Source organism: Paenibacillus sp. MAHUQ-45, assembly GCF_058133325.1.
The window spans coordinates 100,166-121,060 of sequence record NZ_JBYUPV010000004.1; the positions used below are offsets into that span (position 1 = coordinate 100,166).

The window sequence follows — 20,895 nt, forward strand, 5'->3', positions numbered from 1 at the left end:
CCTTACCATCCTCCAAGATTCACATTTTCCCAAGGCAATCGTATGGTTACACAGGTATAGACGCCCTGCACACTATCGATCCATAGGCCGCAGCCCTTGCCGTAATGAAGCTGTATGCGTTTATGAACATTCTCCAAGCCCAGTCCATTCTTGCTGGTGACAATCGGCGTATCGGAGTCGCCCCGCAGCACAGCCTGCAAACTGGACAGCATCTTAGGGTCAACTCCTGCACCGTCATCCCGTATCTTGATGAGCTGAAAGCTGTCATTCTCTACGGATACGGTAATTTGGATGTTTACACTGCCACCCGAAGGTGCTGCGTGATGCACAGCATTTTCGACAATGGGCTGCATGCACATTTTAGGAATCGTATAGCGCAGCACCTCTTGCGGGAGATCCGCCGTCAATACAATGCTGCCACCTTCCATAAAGTTTATGAAACGGACATAGCTGTGTATGTTCGCCAGTTCTTCGCTAAGGGCAACAGTATCGCTGCGCCACTGCATGCTGTATCGTAGCTGTGAGCCTAACGACACCAATGCGTCGGCGATCGCTGGTTGCCGCTGAACCTCTGCCAGCATACGGATGGATTCCAGCGCGTTATATAAAAAGTGGGAGTTGATCTGCGAATGCAGCGAATGCAGCTGTGCGTTTTTGGCGATTAGCTGCTTATCCACCACCTGTGTCATCAGATGTTTGATCTCGTCTAGCATACTATTGTAGCTGACGGCCACCTCGTCGATTTCATCGCCAGGTTCATTTTCACCGAGACCGGTATTAATTTTCGCATCCAGTTGGCCTTGTCGCACCTTGCGCATAGAGACCAGTACTCTGTCTAATCGGCGAAAAATGCGCCGGGTGGTATGCGAAACGAGCAGCAGCATCAATAGCAGCACACATAATGTGATCGCTACTACGAGCAGATACCAGCTTCGCGGGCCCTCCATAAGCGCCTGATGGGAGGCAATATCCACTACATAGGCGTTCAGTGGGGCGATGTAGCGATAAAGTGCGTAGTACGTATGATCCCCTACATTGACTTTAATTGGATTATTCTGCTGCAGTACATCCAGCCGCTGATGAATGCTGCCAAGAATCTCATTCAGCTCGTTCCCGGACGTTTGCGCAAACATGTGCTGAGGATTGTATACAGATCGAGCAGAATTACTTCTGTCCATTACCACAGAAAAAAAATCTCCACCGCTCTCCTCTAGCAAATCGCTAAAAAACACGTTATGCGGGGTGCGAATTTCCATAATGGTGGGGAGCTTCTGCTGCTGACCCTGAAGGCGTACCAGCCGGTAATAGGAAAGGGTATGCTCGCCATCTTTAAAAGCAAATAAGCGGTGTGCGGCCCCGCCATCCTCCCGAAGCGTCACCCAGTAATTTTGCGGCCAAAACTTGTCATAATGATAGATTTCAGGCCAAATCTCAAATAGATTTGGATTATCGACATAGAAGCTGAGCTCACTGATCATCTCATGGCTCTGAATAATATTATGCATTTGCTCATATTGGTTTTGTCTAAATTTCACAAGACGCAGGCCATCCCCGCGCATATTGGAGTGAATAAAATCCACAAATGCCTTTTGATTCAGCGCAGTAGAGGAAGCGCTCTCAATAATCCCCAGTCTTGTACGCAGCTGTTCGTTAAGCCGTGAGACATGATTGCTGCCGGTGGCCATTGCATCCTTGTATAGCTGGCGTTCCTGTGTGCGTATAAATAATAAGGATACTAAAATTCCAGGGATGACAATCAGCATGCTAAAAGCTAGAAATAATTTCTTAGATATGCGCGAATTGCGGTAAAGCTTTCTTACTTTAGTAAGCAGATACATCATTTTAATAGCCTCCCTACCTTTGTAATATACCATATATTACAAACCGCCCGGTAGGTAACGAGGCTGTTGTTCCCAATGGTTAGAACCCCAGAAGCAGGGAGTACCGGCCACCATTTCGGTGACCGGTACAATCTTGGTACAAGCATTGTTACTCTGCCATTTTAGCTTTTCGCGCATCTAGTTCGGTCTGACGGTATTCCATCACCTTGTCAAAGCCATAGGTTCCGCGGCGGTCAAGGAAATTGTCGAAGATTTTATCAAACTCAGCTTCATTCTTGGCCGTAATCAGCTCAGGCATCACTTCCTCCCAATTCTGAGCAATACGCGCCCAGGACACGGATACATCAGAATCGCCTTGTGGATCTAGACCTTTGTAGATACCGCTATCAATATCAGCCCGCTGATTGGCGAAGTCCTCCATTTGCTTAAGGACAGGGGCTTTCGCCGGTCTCCACTGGTTAATGATTACAGGGTTACGCATCATCCAATAGGTATCCATGATGCCGTACTGCTTCTCCATTTTCTCAATATCGTTCTCCTGCAGATTAACCATTTCAGGCTTCAACTGCGGCTTGCCATCAACCATCTCCCATGTTTCACCTTCTTTACCAAGGAACAAATCTCTTTGTCCTTCTTCACTAGCCAGATAGGTCAAAAAGCTGATGGCTCGTTCAGGGTTTTTGGTAGATTTGCTAATCATCGTTACCATCCAGCCGTCCATGTTACCAGGGAATAGCTTAGGACCATCACCCTTGCTGTTCTTTGGCCCATCGACTGCGATGTAGTAGGAGTCCGGGTTGGAGCTTGCAGCCAGCATCGGATTGACAGCTGCCATTCCGTTCCACTCGCGAACCATCATGAAATAACGGGCATTGTTCGTTTTTTCCTCAACTTGAGTATCGGAATCCACCAGGAAATCTACATTAATCAGCCCGCGCTCGTAAGCTGTGCGGAAGGTTTTCAACCAAGCGACATAATCGGGATCGGTAACTCGGTCATATACCTTCCCGTCTTTCTCATGTGGTACGGCCAACAGATTCTGCAGATATTCAGTCATCCCGTAAGGAACATTCCCCTGTGCAAAGAAGGGACTGATAGGCTGACCTTTATACTGGGGATACTTATCCTTCAACAGTTGCAGCGCGTTCAAAAAGCCCTCTGGGGTGCTCAGATCCGGGCTACCCATTTCTTCATACAGATCCTTCCGCACCAGGAAGGTCTGGTTGGCGGCTGTCATGCCGGTTTCATGCATCAGGTTAGGGCTATAGGAATCATTTGGCACGCCATAAGTATTACCATTTTCTTGACGATACCACTTCAATGATCCTTCGCCAGCTACCTTGAAGAAGTAGGGATCGTACTTATCAGCCAATTCATTCAAGGCATACACATGATCGCCTTCCCATAGCTTTTTGACAGCGTTTTCCCAAGAACCCATCGAGATTAAGTCTGGCAGCTTGCCGGAGGTCATCATCAGGGTAACATGTTCATTCGCTTCCCCAGAAGGTACTTCCAGCTTGATGTTAACGCCAGTCTTTTCCGTGACATACTTGGAAGTTAAGCTATCACCCCAGGTTTGGCCGTACCAGTTAGCGCCTACGAACCAGGTTAAATCTACGGGGCTGGTATCCTGCTTCCATGCAGGTTCATCGGGATTGAGCTTTACTTCGCTCGGCGGCGACTGCGTACTATCCGTAGGTTGTGGGGTCGGGCTACTTTCGTTAGATGAATTGCTACACGCGGCCATACCTAGCGCCAAGGATGTAGCTAGAACAAGGGTCAAGCCTGGCTTGAGAAAATTGCGTTTCATGACAGGATCATCCTTTCTTTTTTCTGAACTTTGTATATAAGTTTTTATATAACTTGAACTAAAGAAAGAAACGAAAAGGGAGAAGGAGTGGAGGGGAAGATTGGAACTGTAGGAGCGTTAGCGATCGCCTTTGTCTCCAGATTTCAACCTCGACATGAGGTTAATTATAGAAGAAATCTGGAGACAACAGCGACCGAAAGTCCAAGCTTCACCGGAGCGACGCCGATCCTTATGTTAACATCTTAAGTTCAATATATATCGACGCATACACCTACCCTTTAATGGCTCCAATCATCACGCCTTTGACGAGATAGCGCTGAATGAAAGGATAAACTACCAGAATAGGCAGTGTGGCCACCATCATGGATGCAAATTTGATAGAGTTGCCGGGCAGCCGTGCGCCGAATTGCGCCATCGCTTGCTGCTGCATGAACGACATGGAGTTCTCTGCAATAATTTTGTACAACATAGTCTGCAGCGGCAGTAGGTTCTGGGAGCGGATGTAAATGACCCCCTGATAATAATCGTTCCAATGATAGACGGCTGAAAAAAGCGATATGGTCGCAATAACAGCCATGCTGTTAGGCAATACGATTCTGAATAGGACGCCATAGTCGGATGCACCGTCTACCTTCGCAGATTCCTCCAGGCTGTCGGGAATGGTGCGGAAGAAACTCATGAATATGACCATATTAAAGAAAGTGTACATGGAAGGAATGATGAATACCCAGAAATTATCGTATAGGCCAAGCTTCGTCATCAGGATAAACGAGGGGATCAGCCCCCCTGAGAATAGCATCGTAATCAAGGCGATTTTCATATACACCTTGCGACCGATCAGATTGGACTTGCTCATTCCGTAAGCGATAATGGCGGTAAACAACACATGCGTCGCTGTCCCGACCACCGTACGCAGAGTAGTGATGTAAAAGCCGTTCATCATCGTTTTATCGTTGAATACAACACTATAGCTGGCTAGCGAGAATTCTTTGGGAAACCAGTTGACGGTACCCAGCGATGCTTGCTGCGGCGCATTAAGCGAGTTCACGAACACAAACCACATCGGGTACAGTGTTAAAAAGCAAACCGCCAGCATTAGCAGGGTGTTACAGACCTCAAACACTCCAATCTGTCGAAATCTTCTGCGTCTTTCCATACTTCTCTCCTCCCTCCTTTTAAAAAATGCTATCGCCAGTTAGTTTCTTGGCTGTGGAATTAGCCAAAAATAACAAACCAAGCGCCACAATAGAGCGGGCGAACAGGACGGCTGTTGAGAAGGAATGACGCCCGGATACCAACCCCATGTTGTAGATGTACAAGTCCAGGCTTTCCGCCATTCTCATGTTCATGTTGTTCTTCAACATAAAGATCTGCTCAAAGTTACTGCCGAGGATCCCGCTGACAGCGAGGATGAACAGAATAGCGATGGTGGGGCGTATGCTCTGAATAGTGATATGCCACATCCGCTGCCACCGATTTGCGCCATCCAGCTCGGCCGCCTCGTATAGCCCCGGATCAATACCAGATATTGCTGCTATGTAGATAATGGCGCTCCAGCCGGTTTCTTTCAGCGTATCGGTGAAAAAGGTAATCCACCAAAAGTATTTAGGTTCGCTGTTAAACAGGATTTCGCGTTCCTGGAGTCCGAGCCCCATCATCAGCTGATTGATCACACCGCCCTCGCCCAGCCAGTTAAGTGCAATCCCGCCAAAAATCGTCCAGGCGATAAAGTGCGGAAGGTACGAAATGGTTTGTACCGTACGCTTAAATCGAAGACTCCGTATTTCATTGAGGAGCAAGGCAAACAAGATCGGAATGGGAAAGCCCAAAATTAGCTTGATGCTGCTCATCCCCAGGGTATTGCGGATCGAACGCCAAAACCGCTCATCCGACAAAAAATCCTGAAAGTGCTTCAGCCCGACAAATGGTGAATCAAGTAAGGGCTTGGCGATACTGTAGTCCATAAATGCAATAATGAGCCAAAACATGGGGATATAACAAAAGATAAACATCCAGATGATGCCTGGAATGACCATGCTTTGCAATTGCCACTGCTTAAGAAGCGCTTTCATTTGTCCCGTTCTGTATTGGAACATGTTCCGTCCCCCTTTCTATTTCATCGTATGAAAATGCGCATAGGAAAAAAAGCCCATGATTATGGACCCTATCCCATTATTTTAGATTTGTTTGACCAGGCGCAAAATTTAAGTATGCTGTGATTAAATGAGGGGAGTGTGTAAAGGATGCACAAGCTTGTATGGGAACAGAATTTCTTAAAGCAAAATGCTGATTTGAAAGAGTGGAATATTCGCCTTGGGAATGACTTACTTGATGACCATGGTAATCCTATAGCCCCAGGCTGGGGCAACAACGAGCAGCAGTTTTATAGTGATCATTCCAGCAATCTATTTTTCGATGAATTTGGTCTGAATTTATGCGCGCGCAGTGAAAATATAGAATCGGAGGGCCGTCATTTTGCATATACCTCGGCCCGTTTGGACACCAAGGATCACTTTTCCTTTTGCTACGGGAAGCTAGTTGTACGTGCAAAGCTGCCTGTAGGGCAAGGGTTATGGCCTGCTATCTGGCTGCTTCCACAGCACCAGACTTATGGGCCTTGGCCTGCTTCTGGCGAGATTGATATTCTGGAAGCCAAGGGCCGCTTGCCCCAGCAAATCTTTGGCACGTTGCACTACGGAAAGGACTGGGAACATAAAGTCATTGAGGAGTTCTCCTACCAATTAGAAGACGGAACGATAAACGAATTCCGTGATTATGCGCTGGAATGGGATGCAGAGGGAATACGTTGGCTGGTAGACGGGCATTGCTATGCCGAGCATCGTCTGGAGCCAGGTGTAACGCCTTTTGACGAGCCTTTTTATCTGCTACTTAACCTTGCGGTGGGTGGCTGGTATGACAATGTAGCCGTGGATGAATCTGCGCTGCCGGCGGTTATGACGGTTTCGGGGATTTGGCTGTACCAATAAGCTAGACCATGATGATTGGTCAGATTGAAAAGGCAAGGGCATACCCGTGTTGGGGATGCCCTATTTTTGCATAATGTTGATACAGTGAGCGGTAGCGATTATCCTCTCGATTTTATCTTGAAAGAATGACCACCTAATATTTACAATTAAGCTACGGCTGAGCAACCTTTTGCATTAGTTAAAAAGGAATTAGAGATCGGGGGATTCATTGTGATCAATGTTCAATGGAGTGAACAAGAACCATCTTTCGCTGAGTGGCTAAATCAAGGAATGGATATTACTTTCCGTGAAATAACAACTGGATTTGAAGCCGATATATTGTTATTGCAGAAGAAGGATGAACCTAAGTATGTGTTAAAGGTATGGAAACAACTTTTTAATTCACAAGCACATCAACAATATAAGTTCTTATTTAATGCGCAAATTGCAGGATTACCTGTCCCAACGCCTGTTGGTTGGGGAAAAACAGATACGGGGACAGAAGTTCTAGCCACTGATTTTTCAGGATATCCAGTCGATAAACCATCAAAGCGCCAAATCGAACAATTTGCAAGGGTTCTATATCAGATTCACCATACCCCAACCCATCATCTTGGATTGGATAGTGATACCGGGGGTGAAATTATTGATATAATTATAAATCAGTATTTTCCCGATATTGAACAGCATCAAGATATTATGATTATACTGGAAAGTTTGAAAGGAACCTATCCAGATCGAGAACGCAGGCTAATTCATGGTGATTTTAACTTAGGGAATATTCTTCTTAAAGATCATGAGATCACAATAATCGATTGGACTAATGTTCAAGTGGGAGATATCCGTTACGATGTAGCGTGGTCCGCTGTTCTGCTGTTAATATCTTTAGGTGAGAATGAATACAACTGGTTCAAGTCAGCCTATTTATCTCAGCAACCCTTTGAAGATATTGAACTAAATGTATTTGAAAGCATCGCTGCCTTAAGGTGGCTGCTGCTAAACAGGATCGTTTCATTTCCGAATGGAGAGGAAAAGAGCAAAGAACTGCAATGTTTTTTGGAGAAACGACTTCCAATAAACTTTGAACTTCGTTAAAGGGAACCAGATCAGAAGATGCTTAATGGAGCTAATACTTGCGTCTAAGCCTGCTCAATCATTTGGAGTAAGCTTGACAATGCACTGGAGAAAACCGAATTCCGGCGATACACGAACCATACCTGCAAATTACGATACCCTTCAGGCAAACGGTGGGAAGCGATGGCTCCAGCCTCTTCCGCTTTGGTAATCGACGATTGTGGTAGCAAAGATACGCCGAGTCCAGCGGCTACCCCACTTAGAATCACTTCTAACGTCCCAAACTCCATAATCTGATAAGCACTTATCCCGCTTTCGTTTAGGAAGCGTTCAGCTTTTGCCCGGTGTGTACATCCAACGTCAAAGAACAACATCGGCTTCGTAAGTAATTGGTGCATGTCGTTATTACCCGGTTGTGAGATTAGCACCAACTCCTCGTCGAAAGCCGCGATATGATCTATATCAGGCTGATCTATGGGTCCATACACAAAGGCTCCATCTAGTTCGTAATCAAGCACCTTTTGTAAGAGACCATGCGTTTCGCCAGTTACGAGGGATAGATTGACATCGGGGTATCGTAAGTGATATTTGGTCAGAAGAGGGGTGAGGTGAATAACCGCTGTCGTTTCGACAGAACCTACACGGAGAAGGCCCGCAGGGTGTTCCGAGTATTGTGTAGATTTCACAGCCTCGTCCATCAGCGTCAGTATTTTATCCGTATATTCTAGCAGGTTCTTACCTGCCGCCGTTAGTGTCATCCCCCGATTAGATCGACGAAAAAGAGGGAGCTTCAGCTCAGCTTCAAGCTGCTGGACCCGGCTCGTCACATTGGACTGGACATAGTTCAGAGCTTGTGCAGCCTTGGTTATAGTGCCCTCGCGTGCAACGGCTTGAAATATTCTCAAATCCCCACTTTCCATTTCCATCCACCTGCCTGGTATGATTCTTTTTGATAGTCGCCTTCATTTTTGATCATTTTACTGGATTATATCCTCTATGTACAATTCAATATATACGATGAATTTAAGATCCGAACGTAAAGCTCGGTCGTCACTACGGTGAATGTTTGGACTTCCGGTCGCTGTTGTCTCCAGATTTCTTCGATTGAACCGCTTCTAGCGGTTGAAATCAGGAGACAAAGGCGAACGCTGCGCTCCTACAGTTCCAATCATTCCACTCCATTCCTCCTCCCTTTCTGTTAATCTCTTTTGTTCATCTTATATATATTCATTAACAACGATTAAAGGAGTAATCAAAATGAAAGCCATTGTACATGCTGGGCAAAGTGGCCTGAAGGGCTTGAAATATAGGGATATTACAGATAGACAGCCGGGTGCTGGCGAAGTGAAGGTAAGGATAAAGGCTGCAGGACTGAACCATAGGGACTTGTTCATTATGGCAGGCCGGACAGAACAAGATGTCCCTCTAATTATTGGCTCTGATGGCGCGGGCAGGATTGAAGCAGTAGGTGAAGGTGTATCCCACCATACAGTGGGGGCTGCTGTCATCATTAACCCATGTCTCGGATGGGAATCTGTCGACAATGTTCCACACATTCCAGCCATTGTGGGCGGTCCTTCAGAAGGTACATTCGCCGAGTCTATTATCATCCCTGCACAAAATGCCATCAGTAAACCAGCGTACCTGTCTTGGGAAGAAGCGGGTGTGCTGCCCCTGTCTGCCTTGACCGCCTATCGTGCTCTGTTCACGAAAGGTCGCTTGCAGCAAGGGGAGCACGTCCTTATTCCTGGCATCGGCGGTGGTGTTGCGACTTATGCCATGATGATGGCGTTAGCAGCAGATGCACGTGTCAGTGTCACATCACGTAGTGAGGCGAAAAGACAAGCTGCCCTCACATATGGTGCTAACTATGCATTCGACAGTAACGGTGATTGGAAGGAATGTATGAATGGGAACAGCGTGGATCTCATCCTCGACAGCATCGGGCCTGCGACGTTCCCGCATTACTTTGACATTATTAGACCCAATGGCCGTATTGTCACGTTTGGTGCAAGCTCGGGAGATCGAATAGAGATCCCCGTTCGGTCCATATTTTTCCCGCAAATTAGTATCATCGGCACTTCTATGGGAAGCAGCGAAGAGTTTGCTGATATGCTGCAATTTATGGAACGCCACGGTCTTCGTCCTATCATTGATCGAGTATATCCTTTACAAGATACTGCCGAGGCATTTCACAGAATGCAGCAGGGAGAGCAATTCGGTAATATTGGAATAAGCGTTTAAGTATCGGTTCATTTTCATAATACCCCAGTTATGGTGTACGCCTCACTATCAAGAGATGCATTGTTGGAACATTGGAGTTCAATGGTTTTATTTCTAGTGGAAATATTGTATGTGATCACATAAGGCGTTTCAATGTAAAACAAAGTGAGCACCAAGGTATTTTCACTAGACCAATATGCATGAGTAACAACTTCTTGATCATGAAGGGCCAAGTCTTTCGTGAATAAGTCTCGTGCATGAACAAGAGTGTCAAACTCAAACCAATATCTCTTATTTACCTTGCTGTCATAAATCATTTGAAACTCTAATTGATTGTTTTGGAAAGAGAAACGGACTTCCTCTATGCACTGAGAATTGTCGTGAATAGTATATCGGGCATCCTTGAAAATGAATTCGTTGTTTATTAAATCCTTAGATGGTGGGAAGGGATAGGCAACGTTAGAAAGGTATTCTTGTAATGCAACTGCGTCTTCTAATTCCGAAGGAGTCCCATGATTGAATTGCCCAAGGATGTATTCATACACTAAGTCCAGGAGCGATTGCAGATGCTTCATACTGGGTAGGCAGGAGGTTGCTGCGATAACAATCCTCTCCTTAGGGGCTACAAAACAAAGTTGTCCGTATCCACCATTACCCATGAAACAATCATTACGACATAGAAATAATTGATAACCGTATCCTTTTGAAAAATCAATTCTGCTCTCGTCGCGCATCGTATCCGCATGTTTTGAGGTAGCAAGGTTAATGTATTTCTCCGATACAATTCTTCTACCCTTGAATATACCTTTCTCTAAAAGCATTTGACCAAATCGGGCAATTCCTTCGGTGGAAATGCTTAACCCCATTCCCCCAGCTGTAATTCCCATTGGACAAGTCTCCCACGATGGTCTGGGAATCTCTAAAGGTTCGAATAATCGTGGCATCAAGAAATCGACTAAATTCTGACCGGTTACTCTTTCAACAATAGCAGAGAGCATGTAAGTAGAGTGCGTACTATATCGATAATAACTTCCTGGCACATGATGTACCTCTTGAGATAGGAATGATGATATCCAGTCAGTATGCTTTACCACGTCGCCATAAATATTATTTTGATGACCAGCAGTCATTGATAAGAGATGATGTATGGTCATCTGTGACAAATTAGGCGATATATAATCAGGCAATTTGTCTGAGAAGAACGAGATCACCTTATCGTGTAGGTCGAAATATCCTTCATCCCAAGCTATTCCTACCGCAATAGATGTAAAGCTTTTACTAAGGGAAAATAATAATTGTGGTGTATCCTTTCGATAAGGCTCCCGATAAAATTGAGAAATAGCTTGCCCATCTTGCATTAAAATAAAACTATTTATATCTAAGTTCGACTCTTGCACTTTCTTGAAAAACGCTAATAAGTCTTTTGAAGATAAATCGTGATCTTCTGGAAGATTCTTAACGGTGGTTTGTACCATATCGTTCCTCCTCAAGTTAAGTTGCTATATGTTCTTGATAGATCAATCCATATTAATCCAATTATATAATAAAAAGCATCACTGACAGCAGATGTCAGTGATGCTTTTTTATAATGATGATAAACATTGATCACCGACCGATGGTTGAGATCACTGGTTGAATTGTAAAATAAGGAGAGCTTGAGAATGAATCATACCGTATACCTCTATGTATTCGACACAATGGCAGACTGGGAGATCGGTTATTTAACTGCTGAACTGAATTCGGGAAGATATTATAAAAAGGAAGTAGCCCCATCAAAAATAGTTACCGTGGGCATTGAAAAGACGCCAGTAACAACAATGGGCGGATTGAAAATACTACCTGACATCAAGCTGGATGAGTGTAACATTGAAAGCACAGATGCCTTGATTTTGCCCGGTGGAGATACATGGACAGAAGCCATTCACGAGCCCATTTTAAAAGTCGCTGAGAGGTGTTTGCAGGAAGGGGTATTAGTTGCGGGGATTTGTGGTGCCACATTTGGCCTTGCCCAAGCAGGACTACTAAATTCACGTAGGCATACAAGTAATGATCTGGAATTCCTTAAAATGATCTGCCCCACCTACATGGGCGAAGAGAATTACCAAATGGAATCTGCTGTAACGGATGGAAATCTGATCACTGCATCTGGAACGGCTCCGTTGGAGTTTTCTGTACATGTAATGAAAGCTCTGGGGGTGTTTTCTTCAAAAACATTAAATGCCTGGTATAGTCTTCATAAGACTCATGAATCCAAATATTTCTTTGAGTTGATGAATTCAATTCAGTAAAAGTATGTTACCATTTTTAGATACTCGCTGATATAATTAATTGCAACTATATGCAGAAAAGGGCATCCAGATGGGTGCCCTTATATTTCGCCTCTTGAGAGGTTGCATATTGAAAACGGTAAAATTAATTTGAATGTGGTGAATTCATGAAAGAATTGGATAGTGCGGTGAATCGAAGAACATATTATATAGTAATGGTAATGATCATCGTACTTATGGTTGCTGGATTAATACTTTCTACAACAGAGCTCGAGGGGATTACTTTTGGATACATTTTGCACGTTTTGTGTGTGATTTTTATATCTGCTTCTTTGTTGATCTATCCTAAGCATGAAACTCATTTTCTCAGAAAGATCATTATTCTATTAGCATTTGCTTACTTCTATCTTCTTTTCTTTTTATATCCTCAGACTTGGACCACCTATATTTTTATTTGCCTCATACCTGCTCTTTCTATTCTATTTTATGATTTAAAGCTGTTTTATTTTTCTTTTATTGTAAATGGGATATTGATAGCTCTTACTTTTAGTTATATCTTCTTGATTGATATGAATAGAGGTAATTTATATGCATATTTACATCAAGATAGTATAGGTAATCTTATAAATATAATAGCTATTCAAGCCTTATTATTTCTTATTTTTTATCTCTCTTTTAGAAGAATGAGAAGTCAGCAAGTTTATTATGAACAATTACAGCAATCTGAGCGGTTAAAGATGGTCGCACATTTAACAGCAGCTGTGGCACATGAAATTAGAAACCCGGTAACAGTGGTTAGAGGTTTTTTGCAGTTTTACAAAGAAGATGCTTCATTTAGTGATCCTATCAAAAACAAGTTCAAATTAATGATAGATGAATTGAACACAGTGGAACAAATTATCTCGCAATTCCTCACACTTTCCAAACCGAATGGAGACCAGACAACAGAGAAAGTCGATGTGAATGAAGTTCTACAGAGGGTTTCAGGGCTGCTCAATTCGTATGCAATGCTATCTGATAATCAAATCCATATAAATGTAGAGGAAGACTGCATTATTTCCATCAATAAAATTGAGTTTAAGCAGCTGCTCATTAATTTAATAAAAAATGCTTTAGAAGCTTCGGATGTTGGTAAATCCGTATTTATTATCGCAAAGAGAAACAATAATTTTGTTGAGATAAAAATCATCGATGAAGGCAGCGGAATGTCAGAAGCTGAGGTTAAGCTGCTAGGCACTCCTTTCTATTCAGTGAAAAGTAATGGAACAGGGTTAGGGTTAATGATCTGTTTTAATATCGTAGCAAAATATGATGGAGAGATTCATTATGAAAGCTCTGAAGGTCATGGGACAACCGTTAATATTCGCTTTTCAGCTAAGAATGATCAGTAATAGTAGACTTTCTCACAATGGAAAAGGGGATTACCTCAGGCTGTGCGGCCCGATCGGTAATCCCCTTTTTTCAGATAAGTATGAATCTATTGGCTTGCGACAATGACTATTTCAAAGGAATTTTGATTTCCAGTTGCTTATTGTAGTTTTTAACTACATCCCCTTTGGCATCCAATTTATATGCCCCGGAGTTGCCTTTTTCGAACACTGCTTCATAAGGTCTGAGGGTCAGATATTGTGCGTCCGGGCGGATCTTCTGGAGCAACAAATCTTCAGTAGTAGTATCCTTGGAGGTTTTAGTAGATTCCCGGGCAATGAATTCTACTTTATTCCCCAGATCATCGTAAGCGTCATATCCTATAGCGTGCGCTTGCTCCGGTACTCCTGTAACCGTTAATCCAATGCGTACAGAAGCTTCTCCCACAGCAACTCGGTTGGCCTGGATTTTAAATTGCTTATCTGACTTTGCAGCAGATGCTGTAATGTTACGCACCAATCCGCCTTTCTTGAATGAAAACTTCAGTGTATACGGATCTTGGATTCCTTGTAGCTTCAAATCAACACTCAATTCAGAGGAGGCCAGGCTGGCCCTTTGTTTCTCATCTAACCATCCTGTTTGCAAAACAATGACCGCCTTGTTGGCATCACCGCCACTGATCCAGCGTGGTGACTTAAACTGAATCCCTTCTGGGTTTGATATTGCTGCGTCTACTCTAATGAGTGATCCATCTGACAGATAAGGCTTACCTTCATCATCATAGTTTAGTGCTGCAAAATTTCCTGGATATGAAGACGTCTCACGGCTCAGATTGATCTTAATATAATTACCGTCAAACTGTGCAACGCCTGTTAAAGTAACCTTATCGTGTGAATCGGAGGCTTTCGCTGTATTTAGCAACGTGTTAGCGGCTGGTTGAACAGCGGCTGCATGGGTTGTGGCCGGTATTCCCAGCCCGCCAAGACCTACAGCAGCAGCAAATAGAAGTGCAGACAATTTCATTGTTTTTGTTCTCATGATATCCATCTCCTAAGTTTATTATTGGACTAGCACGCTTATCTTAAGACCATCAATGTAATGCTTAACTATGTTGCCGGAACTGTCTATTTTGAATGCTCCAGTCTTACTTTTCGGGTCTTCGAACTCATTAAGATAGGCACGGATGGTGAGTCTATTAGGATGCTTGTCGAACGGCTCAGTCAGCAAATCCACATGAAATGATCCATTGGTAGACGGGAGGTTTTTTTGTGATATAAAATTCAGCACCTCTCCCTGATCATCCTTTACTTCAAAGGATACTCCGTCCAGAGCGGATGGATCTCCATCTGGCCCTGGTTCAAACATGAGCGATAGACGAGTTGTTAATGGACTGTATTCCAGCTTTTGCAGCAGCATAGTCCATCCTTCTGCGTGTGCGCTTATATCAGGTGTGGAAATCGTATTCGTTGTGACCTTCCGTGCAGGGATTTGAAGAATATACGGTTCATCAATGTCTTGTAAGCCAATCGTTACGGTCAGTACGAATTGATCCGGGAACGGTTTGGCGGAGAGACCCAGATTCGAAGAATCCACCAGTCGGAAAATAGCGGTATTCTCCTCCTTGCCTGCCTGCCAGGTTAGGACCGGCATAGATTGTAAACGACCATCTGAGTAATCCTCCAAGGGAGCTCCGTTGATCAATACTTCTCCAGAGATTATTGTGCCTTTGTTTAGAACAAGCTTTCCATCAGGCCCAATCTCCATTCTAGTTATCTTTCCATCAGGCCCTACCGCCAAAGGCGTTAGCTTAACGCCCGCTGCTTCTCCCTCACCCTTCACGGCAAATGCTAAACGGTTACCGTCAAATACTGCCTCTTCGGCAGACAAGGTGATTCCATCATGCGTATCACTGCTGTTCGGGCGGGAGATCAGACCCAAACGCTGGGCGGCCTGTAGCCCCAGATCATCTGCCCGTTCAAAAATGCCGCCTACCCATGGAAGCTGCTTCAGCGCATTGGCCAATGCTGGCGGATAGATTGCCGTTAGCATAACACTGAGCAATAATGCCGCAGCCACAGCTGCGATCTTGGGATATATCTTTCTTTTCTTCTTCTTCTCCGGAGGATCTTGGACAATGGTGGCCAGAGATTCATAAATGGAATCCTGCCGTGATCGTAATAAAGGAGGAAGTTCCGGTGTACTAGTTCTCCCTAGCTCCCTAAGCTGCTTTTCCAAATTATTATTATTCATTTGCAAGCCCCTCCTCCCGCACAGGATGTATCTGTTTGGATAACAATCGCCGTGCGCGGTGAAGTCGTGCCTTGACCGCTCCTTCAGAGATATTAAGCACATCCGCAATCTGCTTAATGGATAAATCCTCATAGTAGAAAAGCACGATAGCAAGCCGCAGGGATTCGTCCAGCTCGTTAATGAAGCTTTGCAGGTCCACAGTCCCTGAATTTTCAAAATAAGCGTAAGAAACGTCCGTTTCTTCGGGAACTTCCGCCACAACCACCGTTCGTTCTCGAATGCGGAGCAACTGATTGCATTCATTAATCAGGATGCGTATGACCCAGGTTTTGAAAAACTTGGGCTCTTTAAGGTTGGCCAACCCTTTGTATACCTTGAGTGTCGTTTCCTGAAGAGCATCCGCACAATCTTCATCTTTCATCAAAATGGTCTTAGCTAATCTGTACAACTGTGATTCCAGTTGCCTGAAAAGACGGATAAACGCCTCATGGTCGCCTCTCTGCGCCTTTTTGATATCCATTTCGTTTTCCAGCAATTCATTGTTCCTCCTTGAGGGCCCTCTATATGATTAGATGGAGAAGTCATACAAAAAGTTATTTTCATGGAAAAAAATTTGAAACGCAGACATAACGAAAGGCACCCCATCAGGTGCCTCACCATTTGGCTTAATAGATAATGAGCTTCACAACCACAATTATTCAATCCATTTTCTTGGCCCAATACTATGGAATAGCTGTTGTCGATCATCATTTATTGCGTCTTCTATACGTTTACAGGTGAAGTCACTTATCGGTCTTGGGAGATCATCTCTTGAGCAGAATCTGCATTCTAAAATTTCGGGCGAACTTGGTTGAGGTGCTTGATCACTCTCATTCACTGCAATGAATACAAAATGATGCATGTCATAGTCGGGATCGTAATAAATACCTGTTAATTGACGCACGTCCACTTTTAACCCTACTTCTTCATATATTTCTCTTTTTGCTGTTTCCTCCGCAGACTCGTTATCCTCAGCTTTTCCGCCTGGCAAGTCCCAATTGTTTTTTCCATAACTGTGTTTTACCAATAATACTCTTCCTGCGGAATCCAAGATAACTGCTGCTGCTCCAATTCGCTTAGGCAAGATATTCCCCCCCTTAGGATATTGAACACTATTTATTTGATTTAATGTTATAATTATCAAGTTGTTATGTATATTATTTTCTTTAAAAACATGAGGAGAGAATGTAATTATGCAAATAGAAAAAATTAAGAATAGAAGTGTGTTGTTTACTACCCGAACGGCTTCAGGATGGGATTTAAATGTTCAACTTATTCTGGGGGATAAATACAATTATCTTATTGATACAGGGCTTGGCTCTCTAACCATTGCAGCGATCAAAGAATACATAGGGCATAACAACAAACCAATCATTGTGATAAATACACATCATCACTGGGATCATATTTGGGGTAATAGCTCAGTTCAAGATTGTATGATCATATCTCATAGGCTATGTGGAGAGATGATAGAGCAGAATTGGGAGAACACGTTCGAGAAGTTTAAAATGTATCTTGAGGGTGAAGCAGAAATGCATCTGCCCAATCTGACGTTTGAACAAGAACTGTATTTTCCTGAAGATAAAATAAGGCTTATCTATACCCCTGGCCATACCGTGGATTCTATAAGTGTACTTGATGAAGTAGATAAAGTGATCAATGTAGGCGATAATATCGGCGACTCCATGGATGAGATTATTCCTAGTCTTTATGGGGAAAAGGAAGATTATATCCGCACACTCTTGAAGTATCGAGAGATGGATTTTGATACTTGTATATCTGGTCATAACATTGTTTTAGACAAGCAGGTTATTGATAAAATACTGAGCATCATTTCTTGAGAAGAAAGCTGTAAAAAACTTAATCTATAAAATTAAAAGTGATATACTAGGTTCAGGTTATAATTGAGAAGATGTAAGCTCAGATCGCACTGCATCTTTTCTTCAAATACTAACGTGTAAGGGCGGTATACATGAGCAGCAGACAAACCGAAACAGACGTTATTTTAATTGGTGCCGGAATCATGAGTGCGACGTTGGGGACATTGTTGAAAGAATTAGTACCCGATTGGAAAATCACAGTGTTTGAGAAGCTAGCTAGCGCAGGAGAGGAAAGCTCCAACGAATGGAATAATGCGGGAACGGGGCATGCTGCACTATGCGAGCTTAACTACACTACCGAAAAACCGGACGGAACCATAGATATCAGCAAAGCTGTCATTGTGAATGAGCATTTTCAAGATTCCATGCAGTTTTGGTCTTATCTTGTGAGCAGTGATCTGATTCGTAATCCGCAAGACTTTATCATGCCATTGCCACATATGAGTATGGTACTCGGGGAAAAGAATGTAGCGTTCTTGAAGGAACGTTTTAAAGCGCTCTCAAATCATCCGTTGTTTCAAGGTATGGAATTCTCCGATGATCCCGAGCAATTGCAGCAATGGATACCGCTGATTATGAAGGACCGGCCATTGGATGAGCCGATCGCAGCAACTAAAATCGAATCTGGCACGGATGTTAACTTTGGCGCTTTAACGCGCATGCTGTTCAACCATTTAAAGACTAAGAATGTCGATATTCATTACAAGCATGGTGTTGAAGATATTAAACGGACCAGCGATGGCTTATGGGAACTGAAGGTACGGAATGATCGTGGTCAAGTTGAACGCCGTACGGCGAAGTTTGTCTTTATCGGCGGTGGGGGAGGAAGCCTTCCTTTGCTGCAAAAGTCTGGTATCCCTGAGAGCAAGCATATTGGTGGATTCCCGATCAGCGGTCTGTTCATGGTGTGTAATAAACCGGAAGTTGTAGCCCAGCATCATGCCAAAGTATACGGCAAAGCTAAGGTCGGCGCCCCGCCAATGTCTGTTCCGCATCTAGACACCAGATTTATCGATAATAAAAAATCGCTACTCTTTGGACCGTTTGCCGGGTTCTCGCCCAAGTTCTTGAAGACCGGTTCGATGTTTGACTTGTTAGGTTCTGTGAAACCTAATAACGTGCTAACAATGCTGGCGGCAGGGGCCAAAAATCTGTCTCTGACCAAATACCTGATCCAGCAAGTGATGCTTTCGAAGGAACAGCGTATGGAAGAGCTGCGGGAGTTCATCCCAAATGCTAAAAGTGAGGACTGGGATCTATTGGTGTCCGGTCAGCGTGTGCAGGTCATCAAGGATACGGCTGCGGGCAAAGGAACGCTGCAATTTGGTACAGAAGTGGTTTGTGCCGCTGATGGATCGATTGCCGCATTGCTCGGCGCTTCTCCAGGTGCTTCTACCGCTGTTTCCGTCATGCTTGAGGTGATCGAGAAATGCTTCCCGCAACATCTACAAGATTGGGAACCGAAAATAAAAGAAATGATTCCTTCCTACGGAGTGTCACTAGTGGAAAACCCAGATCTTATTCAGAAAATTCATACTTCTACAGCGCAGACACTGGGTTTAAGTAGTGAACAGCAGACCGCGAGGTAGGCGATATGAAAAATAATTGAGACAGCCCTCGTTCCTGAATTCCATGGAACGAGGGCTGTTTTGCTTTTCTGAGAACCATCCTTTCCGTTAGGTTATTCAGGTGAATAACTGGACAGCACAGTTCCATGTTCGCTCAAGGCTTCAATTCTGAATTCGTTGACCGGTACGAGCATGTCGACGAACCAATAGCGCGAGCCATTCGGTCCTGGGGAGAGCTGCGCATCCCACGCCTTGCCGGACCCGTCTACGACCCGGATGCCTGCGATGCTGGATTGGAGCAGTTTCCCAGTAAATAGATTAAGGCCATCGTACGTTATTTTTCCGTCCCACGATACGCCAGTCATCACGAGATTATCGATTCCTCCAGCTTGACCCCTGAAGACGTGAGACCAACCATCGAGGCCGGTACCGATGGAACGATCTCCGCCGTAGTCGGTCCATCTCAAAATGTCGATGGATAAGGCGGAACTTAGCGCGGGGTTTGAAGGTACAGAATAGATCAATTCGAGATGGTCGTTGACACGTTTCTCGGATAGAATTTCTTTCTGCTGTGCCTGGCTGCTGCTCGAATTAATCAATCTGTCCCGGATGTGCGGATCGAGCGTACCGATGGTTCCACCTGCTTGGGTGGAGGCAACTGGCGCCACGTTCGATGTAAGCATGTTCGAGTAGAGAAGAATTGTGCAAGCGACGGCGGCAATCATTACCGCTCCAACCCTTTTTCGCTTGAAAAAGGTGCTTCGGGCTGCTGCCGTAACCGCCTTCGTAGAAATATCAGCCACATGTGCTTCAGTGAAATTACGCGTTCGGAACGGCTGATCCTCTTTCAAAGTGTCGTACCAATCCGGATTAGATAAACTGTCCATGGGTTTCATCCTCCTTGAGCAGCTTTGATAATTTTTGGCGTGCAGTGAATAATCTTGATTTCACGGTGCCTTCGGGAACCCCGAGCAGCGAAGCAATCTCGGCGAGCGACAGTTGATGCCTCGCATGAAGCAACAGAACCTCTCTATGCTTGGCAGATAGACAGAACACCTGACGCCAAACTTCGTTGGTCGCCTCTTCATCCAGGAACGCTTGCTCGGCAGAGCGCTGGTTGCCGTTTGGGATAATGACATCGAGCAGCAGTGTTTTTCGGAAGAAGGCTGAATTTCTATAGTTGTAGCTCAGGTTGCGTGTAATGCGGAGCAGCCATGTTTTCACGGATGCCTCCCCGCGAAACGAGGCGAGGTGTCGGTATGCCTTTAGAAAGACGTCCTGCGTAATATCGTCCGCCATACTCCGGCTACGGCAGATCAAATAGGCATAGTTCCATACTTCTTGGCCGTATTCGCGCATGAGTGACTCAAGTGTATTAGCATCCATGGGAGCAGCGTATTTCAAGTAATCGTCGTCCACCGGCGATCACCTCCTAAAGAATAGACAAGATAGAGGGGCTATCGGTTCATTTGGCACATCGCCTATACGCCCTCTCCCAGGAATAATCGTGGCAGATAACTAGACGAAAGTATAGAGAAATACAGGACAAGAGGGACTTGTATCAGATTTTCCGAATGAATACTAGAAAAACTCTATTAGACGTGAAGAG

Annotated in this window: 19 protein-coding genes; 7 read left to right on the forward strand and 12 right to left on the reverse strand. The window is 44.4% G+C overall.

The features are described 5' to 3' along the window. Window positions 1-2: 2 nt before the first annotated feature. From AC3Y23_RS11280 to AC3Y23_RS11295, 4 genes are all read right to left on the reverse strand, one after another. Window positions 3-1,841 carry a sensor histidine kinase gene (locus AC3Y23_RS11280; RefSeq protein WP_379198771.1) on the reverse strand — a complete coding sequence of 613 codons (1,839 nt, stop codon included), beginning with the start codon at window positions 1,839-1,841 and terminating at the stop codon, window positions 3-5. Between the two features lie 148 nt (window positions 1,842-1,989). Then, window positions 1,990-3,651, reverse strand: a complete 1,662-nt coding sequence (locus AC3Y23_RS11285; protein ID WP_379198773.1) for an extracellular solute-binding protein — start codon at window positions 3,649-3,651, stop codon at window positions 1,990-1,992. Window positions 3,652-3,922: 271 nt separating this feature from the next. Beyond that, a complete protein-coding gene (locus AC3Y23_RS11290) occupies window positions 3,923-4,807 on the reverse strand; it encodes a carbohydrate ABC transporter permease (protein WP_379198775.1) in 885 nt (294 codons plus the stop codon). 19 nt (window positions 4,808-4,826) lie between these two features. Then, window positions 4,827-5,747, reverse strand: coding sequence for an ABC transporter permease (locus AC3Y23_RS11295; protein ID WP_379198777.1), 921 nt, complete (start codon window positions 5,745-5,747; stop codon window positions 4,827-4,829). A 147-nt stretch (window positions 5,748-5,894) separates the two neighbouring features. On the opposite strand from AC3Y23_RS11295, the gene AC3Y23_RS11300 reads away from it, so the two are divergent. Both AC3Y23_RS11300 and AC3Y23_RS11305 read left to right on the forward strand, forming a co-directional pair. Further along, window positions 5,895-6,638, forward strand: a complete 744-nt coding sequence (locus AC3Y23_RS11300; protein ID WP_379198779.1) for a glycoside hydrolase family 16 protein — start codon at window positions 5,895-5,897, stop codon at window positions 6,636-6,638. Window positions 6,639-6,848: 210 nt separating this feature from the next. After that, on the forward strand, window positions 6,849-7,712 hold the full coding sequence (locus AC3Y23_RS11305; RefSeq protein ID WP_379198781.1) for a phosphotransferase enzyme family protein: 864 nt from the start codon (window positions 6,849-6,851) through the stop codon (window positions 7,710-7,712). A gap of 44 nt (window positions 7,713-7,756) precedes the next feature. Here the strand turns inward: AC3Y23_RS11305 and AC3Y23_RS11310 are convergent, their stop codons facing one another. Next, window positions 7,757-8,611 carry a LysR family transcriptional regulator gene (locus AC3Y23_RS11310; protein WP_379198783.1) on the reverse strand — a complete coding sequence of 285 codons (855 nt, stop codon included), beginning with the start codon at window positions 8,609-8,611 and terminating at the stop codon, window positions 7,757-7,759. 337 nt (window positions 8,612-8,948) lie between these two features. Here AC3Y23_RS11310 and AC3Y23_RS11315 point away from each other — a divergent pair, with 337 nt between their 5' ends. Continuing rightward, a complete protein-coding gene (locus AC3Y23_RS11315) occupies window positions 8,949-9,935 on the forward strand; it encodes a zinc-binding dehydrogenase (RefSeq protein WP_379198785.1) in 987 nt (328 codons plus the stop codon). Between the two features lie 14 nt (window positions 9,936-9,949). Here the strand turns inward: AC3Y23_RS11315 and AC3Y23_RS11320 are convergent, their stop codons facing one another. After that, the gene (locus AC3Y23_RS11320) at window positions 9,950-11,389 is read right to left on the reverse strand and encodes a serine hydrolase domain-containing protein (RefSeq protein ID WP_379198787.1); all 1,440 of its coding nucleotides are present in this window, start codon (window positions 11,387-11,389) and stop codon (window positions 9,950-9,952) included. Window positions 11,390-11,575: 186 nt separating this feature from the next. On the opposite strand from AC3Y23_RS11320, the gene AC3Y23_RS11325 reads away from it, so the two are divergent. Together AC3Y23_RS11325 and AC3Y23_RS11330 are read left to right on the forward strand one after the other, a co-directional pair. Continuing rightward, window positions 11,576-12,202 (forward strand): type 1 glutamine amidotransferase family protein, encoded by a 627-nt coding sequence (locus tag AC3Y23_RS11325; RefSeq protein ID WP_379198789.1) that lies wholly within the window; start codon window positions 11,576-11,578, stop codon window positions 12,200-12,202. Between the two features lie 146 nt (window positions 12,203-12,348). Continuing rightward, the gene (locus AC3Y23_RS11330) at window positions 12,349-13,572 is read left to right on the forward strand and encodes an ATP-binding protein (RefSeq protein ID WP_379198791.1); all 1,224 of its coding nucleotides are present in this window, start codon (window positions 12,349-12,351) and stop codon (window positions 13,570-13,572) included. A 106-nt stretch (window positions 13,573-13,678) separates the two neighbouring features. On the opposite strand, the gene AC3Y23_RS11335 is transcribed toward AC3Y23_RS11330, so the two are convergent. The 4 genes from AC3Y23_RS11335 to AC3Y23_RS11350 form a co-directional block, all read right to left on the reverse strand. Next, complete coding sequence (locus tag AC3Y23_RS11335; RefSeq protein ID WP_379198793.1) at window positions 13,679-14,596, reverse strand: DUF5643 domain-containing protein; 918 nt, start codon at window positions 14,594-14,596, stop codon at window positions 13,679-13,681. A 12-nt stretch (window positions 14,597-14,608) separates the two neighbouring features. Next, window positions 14,609-15,799, reverse strand: a complete 1,191-nt coding sequence (locus AC3Y23_RS11340; RefSeq protein ID WP_379198795.1) for a DUF5643 domain-containing protein — start codon at window positions 15,797-15,799, stop codon at window positions 14,609-14,611. After that, window positions 15,792-16,334, reverse strand: a complete 543-nt coding sequence (locus AC3Y23_RS11345; RefSeq protein ID WP_379198797.1) for a sigma-70 family RNA polymerase sigma factor — start codon at window positions 16,332-16,334, stop codon at window positions 15,792-15,794. The genes AC3Y23_RS11340 and AC3Y23_RS11345 overlap by 8 nt, the downstream gene beginning before the upstream one ends. Window positions 16,335-16,493: 159 nt before the next feature. Further along, window positions 16,494-16,922 carry an NUDIX hydrolase gene (locus AC3Y23_RS11350; protein ID WP_379198799.1) on the reverse strand — a complete coding sequence of 143 codons (429 nt, stop codon included), beginning with the start codon at window positions 16,920-16,922 and terminating at the stop codon, window positions 16,494-16,496. A 109-nt stretch (window positions 16,923-17,031) separates the two neighbouring features. On the opposite strand from AC3Y23_RS11350, the gene AC3Y23_RS11355 reads away from it, so the two are divergent. Together AC3Y23_RS11355 and mqo are read left to right on the forward strand one after the other, a co-directional pair. Beyond that, window positions 17,032-17,679, forward strand: a complete 648-nt coding sequence (locus tag AC3Y23_RS11355) for an MBL fold metallo-hydrolase (protein WP_379198801.1) — start codon at window positions 17,032-17,034, stop codon at window positions 17,677-17,679. Window positions 17,680-17,810: 131 nt separating this feature from the next. Continuing rightward, entirely contained in the window at window positions 17,811-19,307 is a 1,497-nt protein-coding gene (gene mqo, locus AC3Y23_RS11360; protein WP_379198803.1) for a malate dehydrogenase (quinone), read from the forward strand. 92 nt (window positions 19,308-19,399) lie between these two features. Here mqo and AC3Y23_RS11365 read toward each other — a convergent pair whose 3' ends face one another. After that, window positions 19,400-20,173, reverse strand: a complete 774-nt coding sequence (locus AC3Y23_RS11365; RefSeq protein WP_379198805.1) for a hypothetical protein — start codon at window positions 20,171-20,173, stop codon at window positions 19,400-19,402. After that, window positions 20,157-20,705, reverse strand: coding sequence for an RNA polymerase sigma factor (locus tag AC3Y23_RS11370; protein WP_379198807.1), 549 nt, complete (start codon window positions 20,703-20,705; stop codon window positions 20,157-20,159). The genes AC3Y23_RS11365 and AC3Y23_RS11370 overlap by 17 nt, the downstream gene beginning before the upstream one ends. Window positions 20,706-20,895 lie beyond the last annotated feature (190 nt).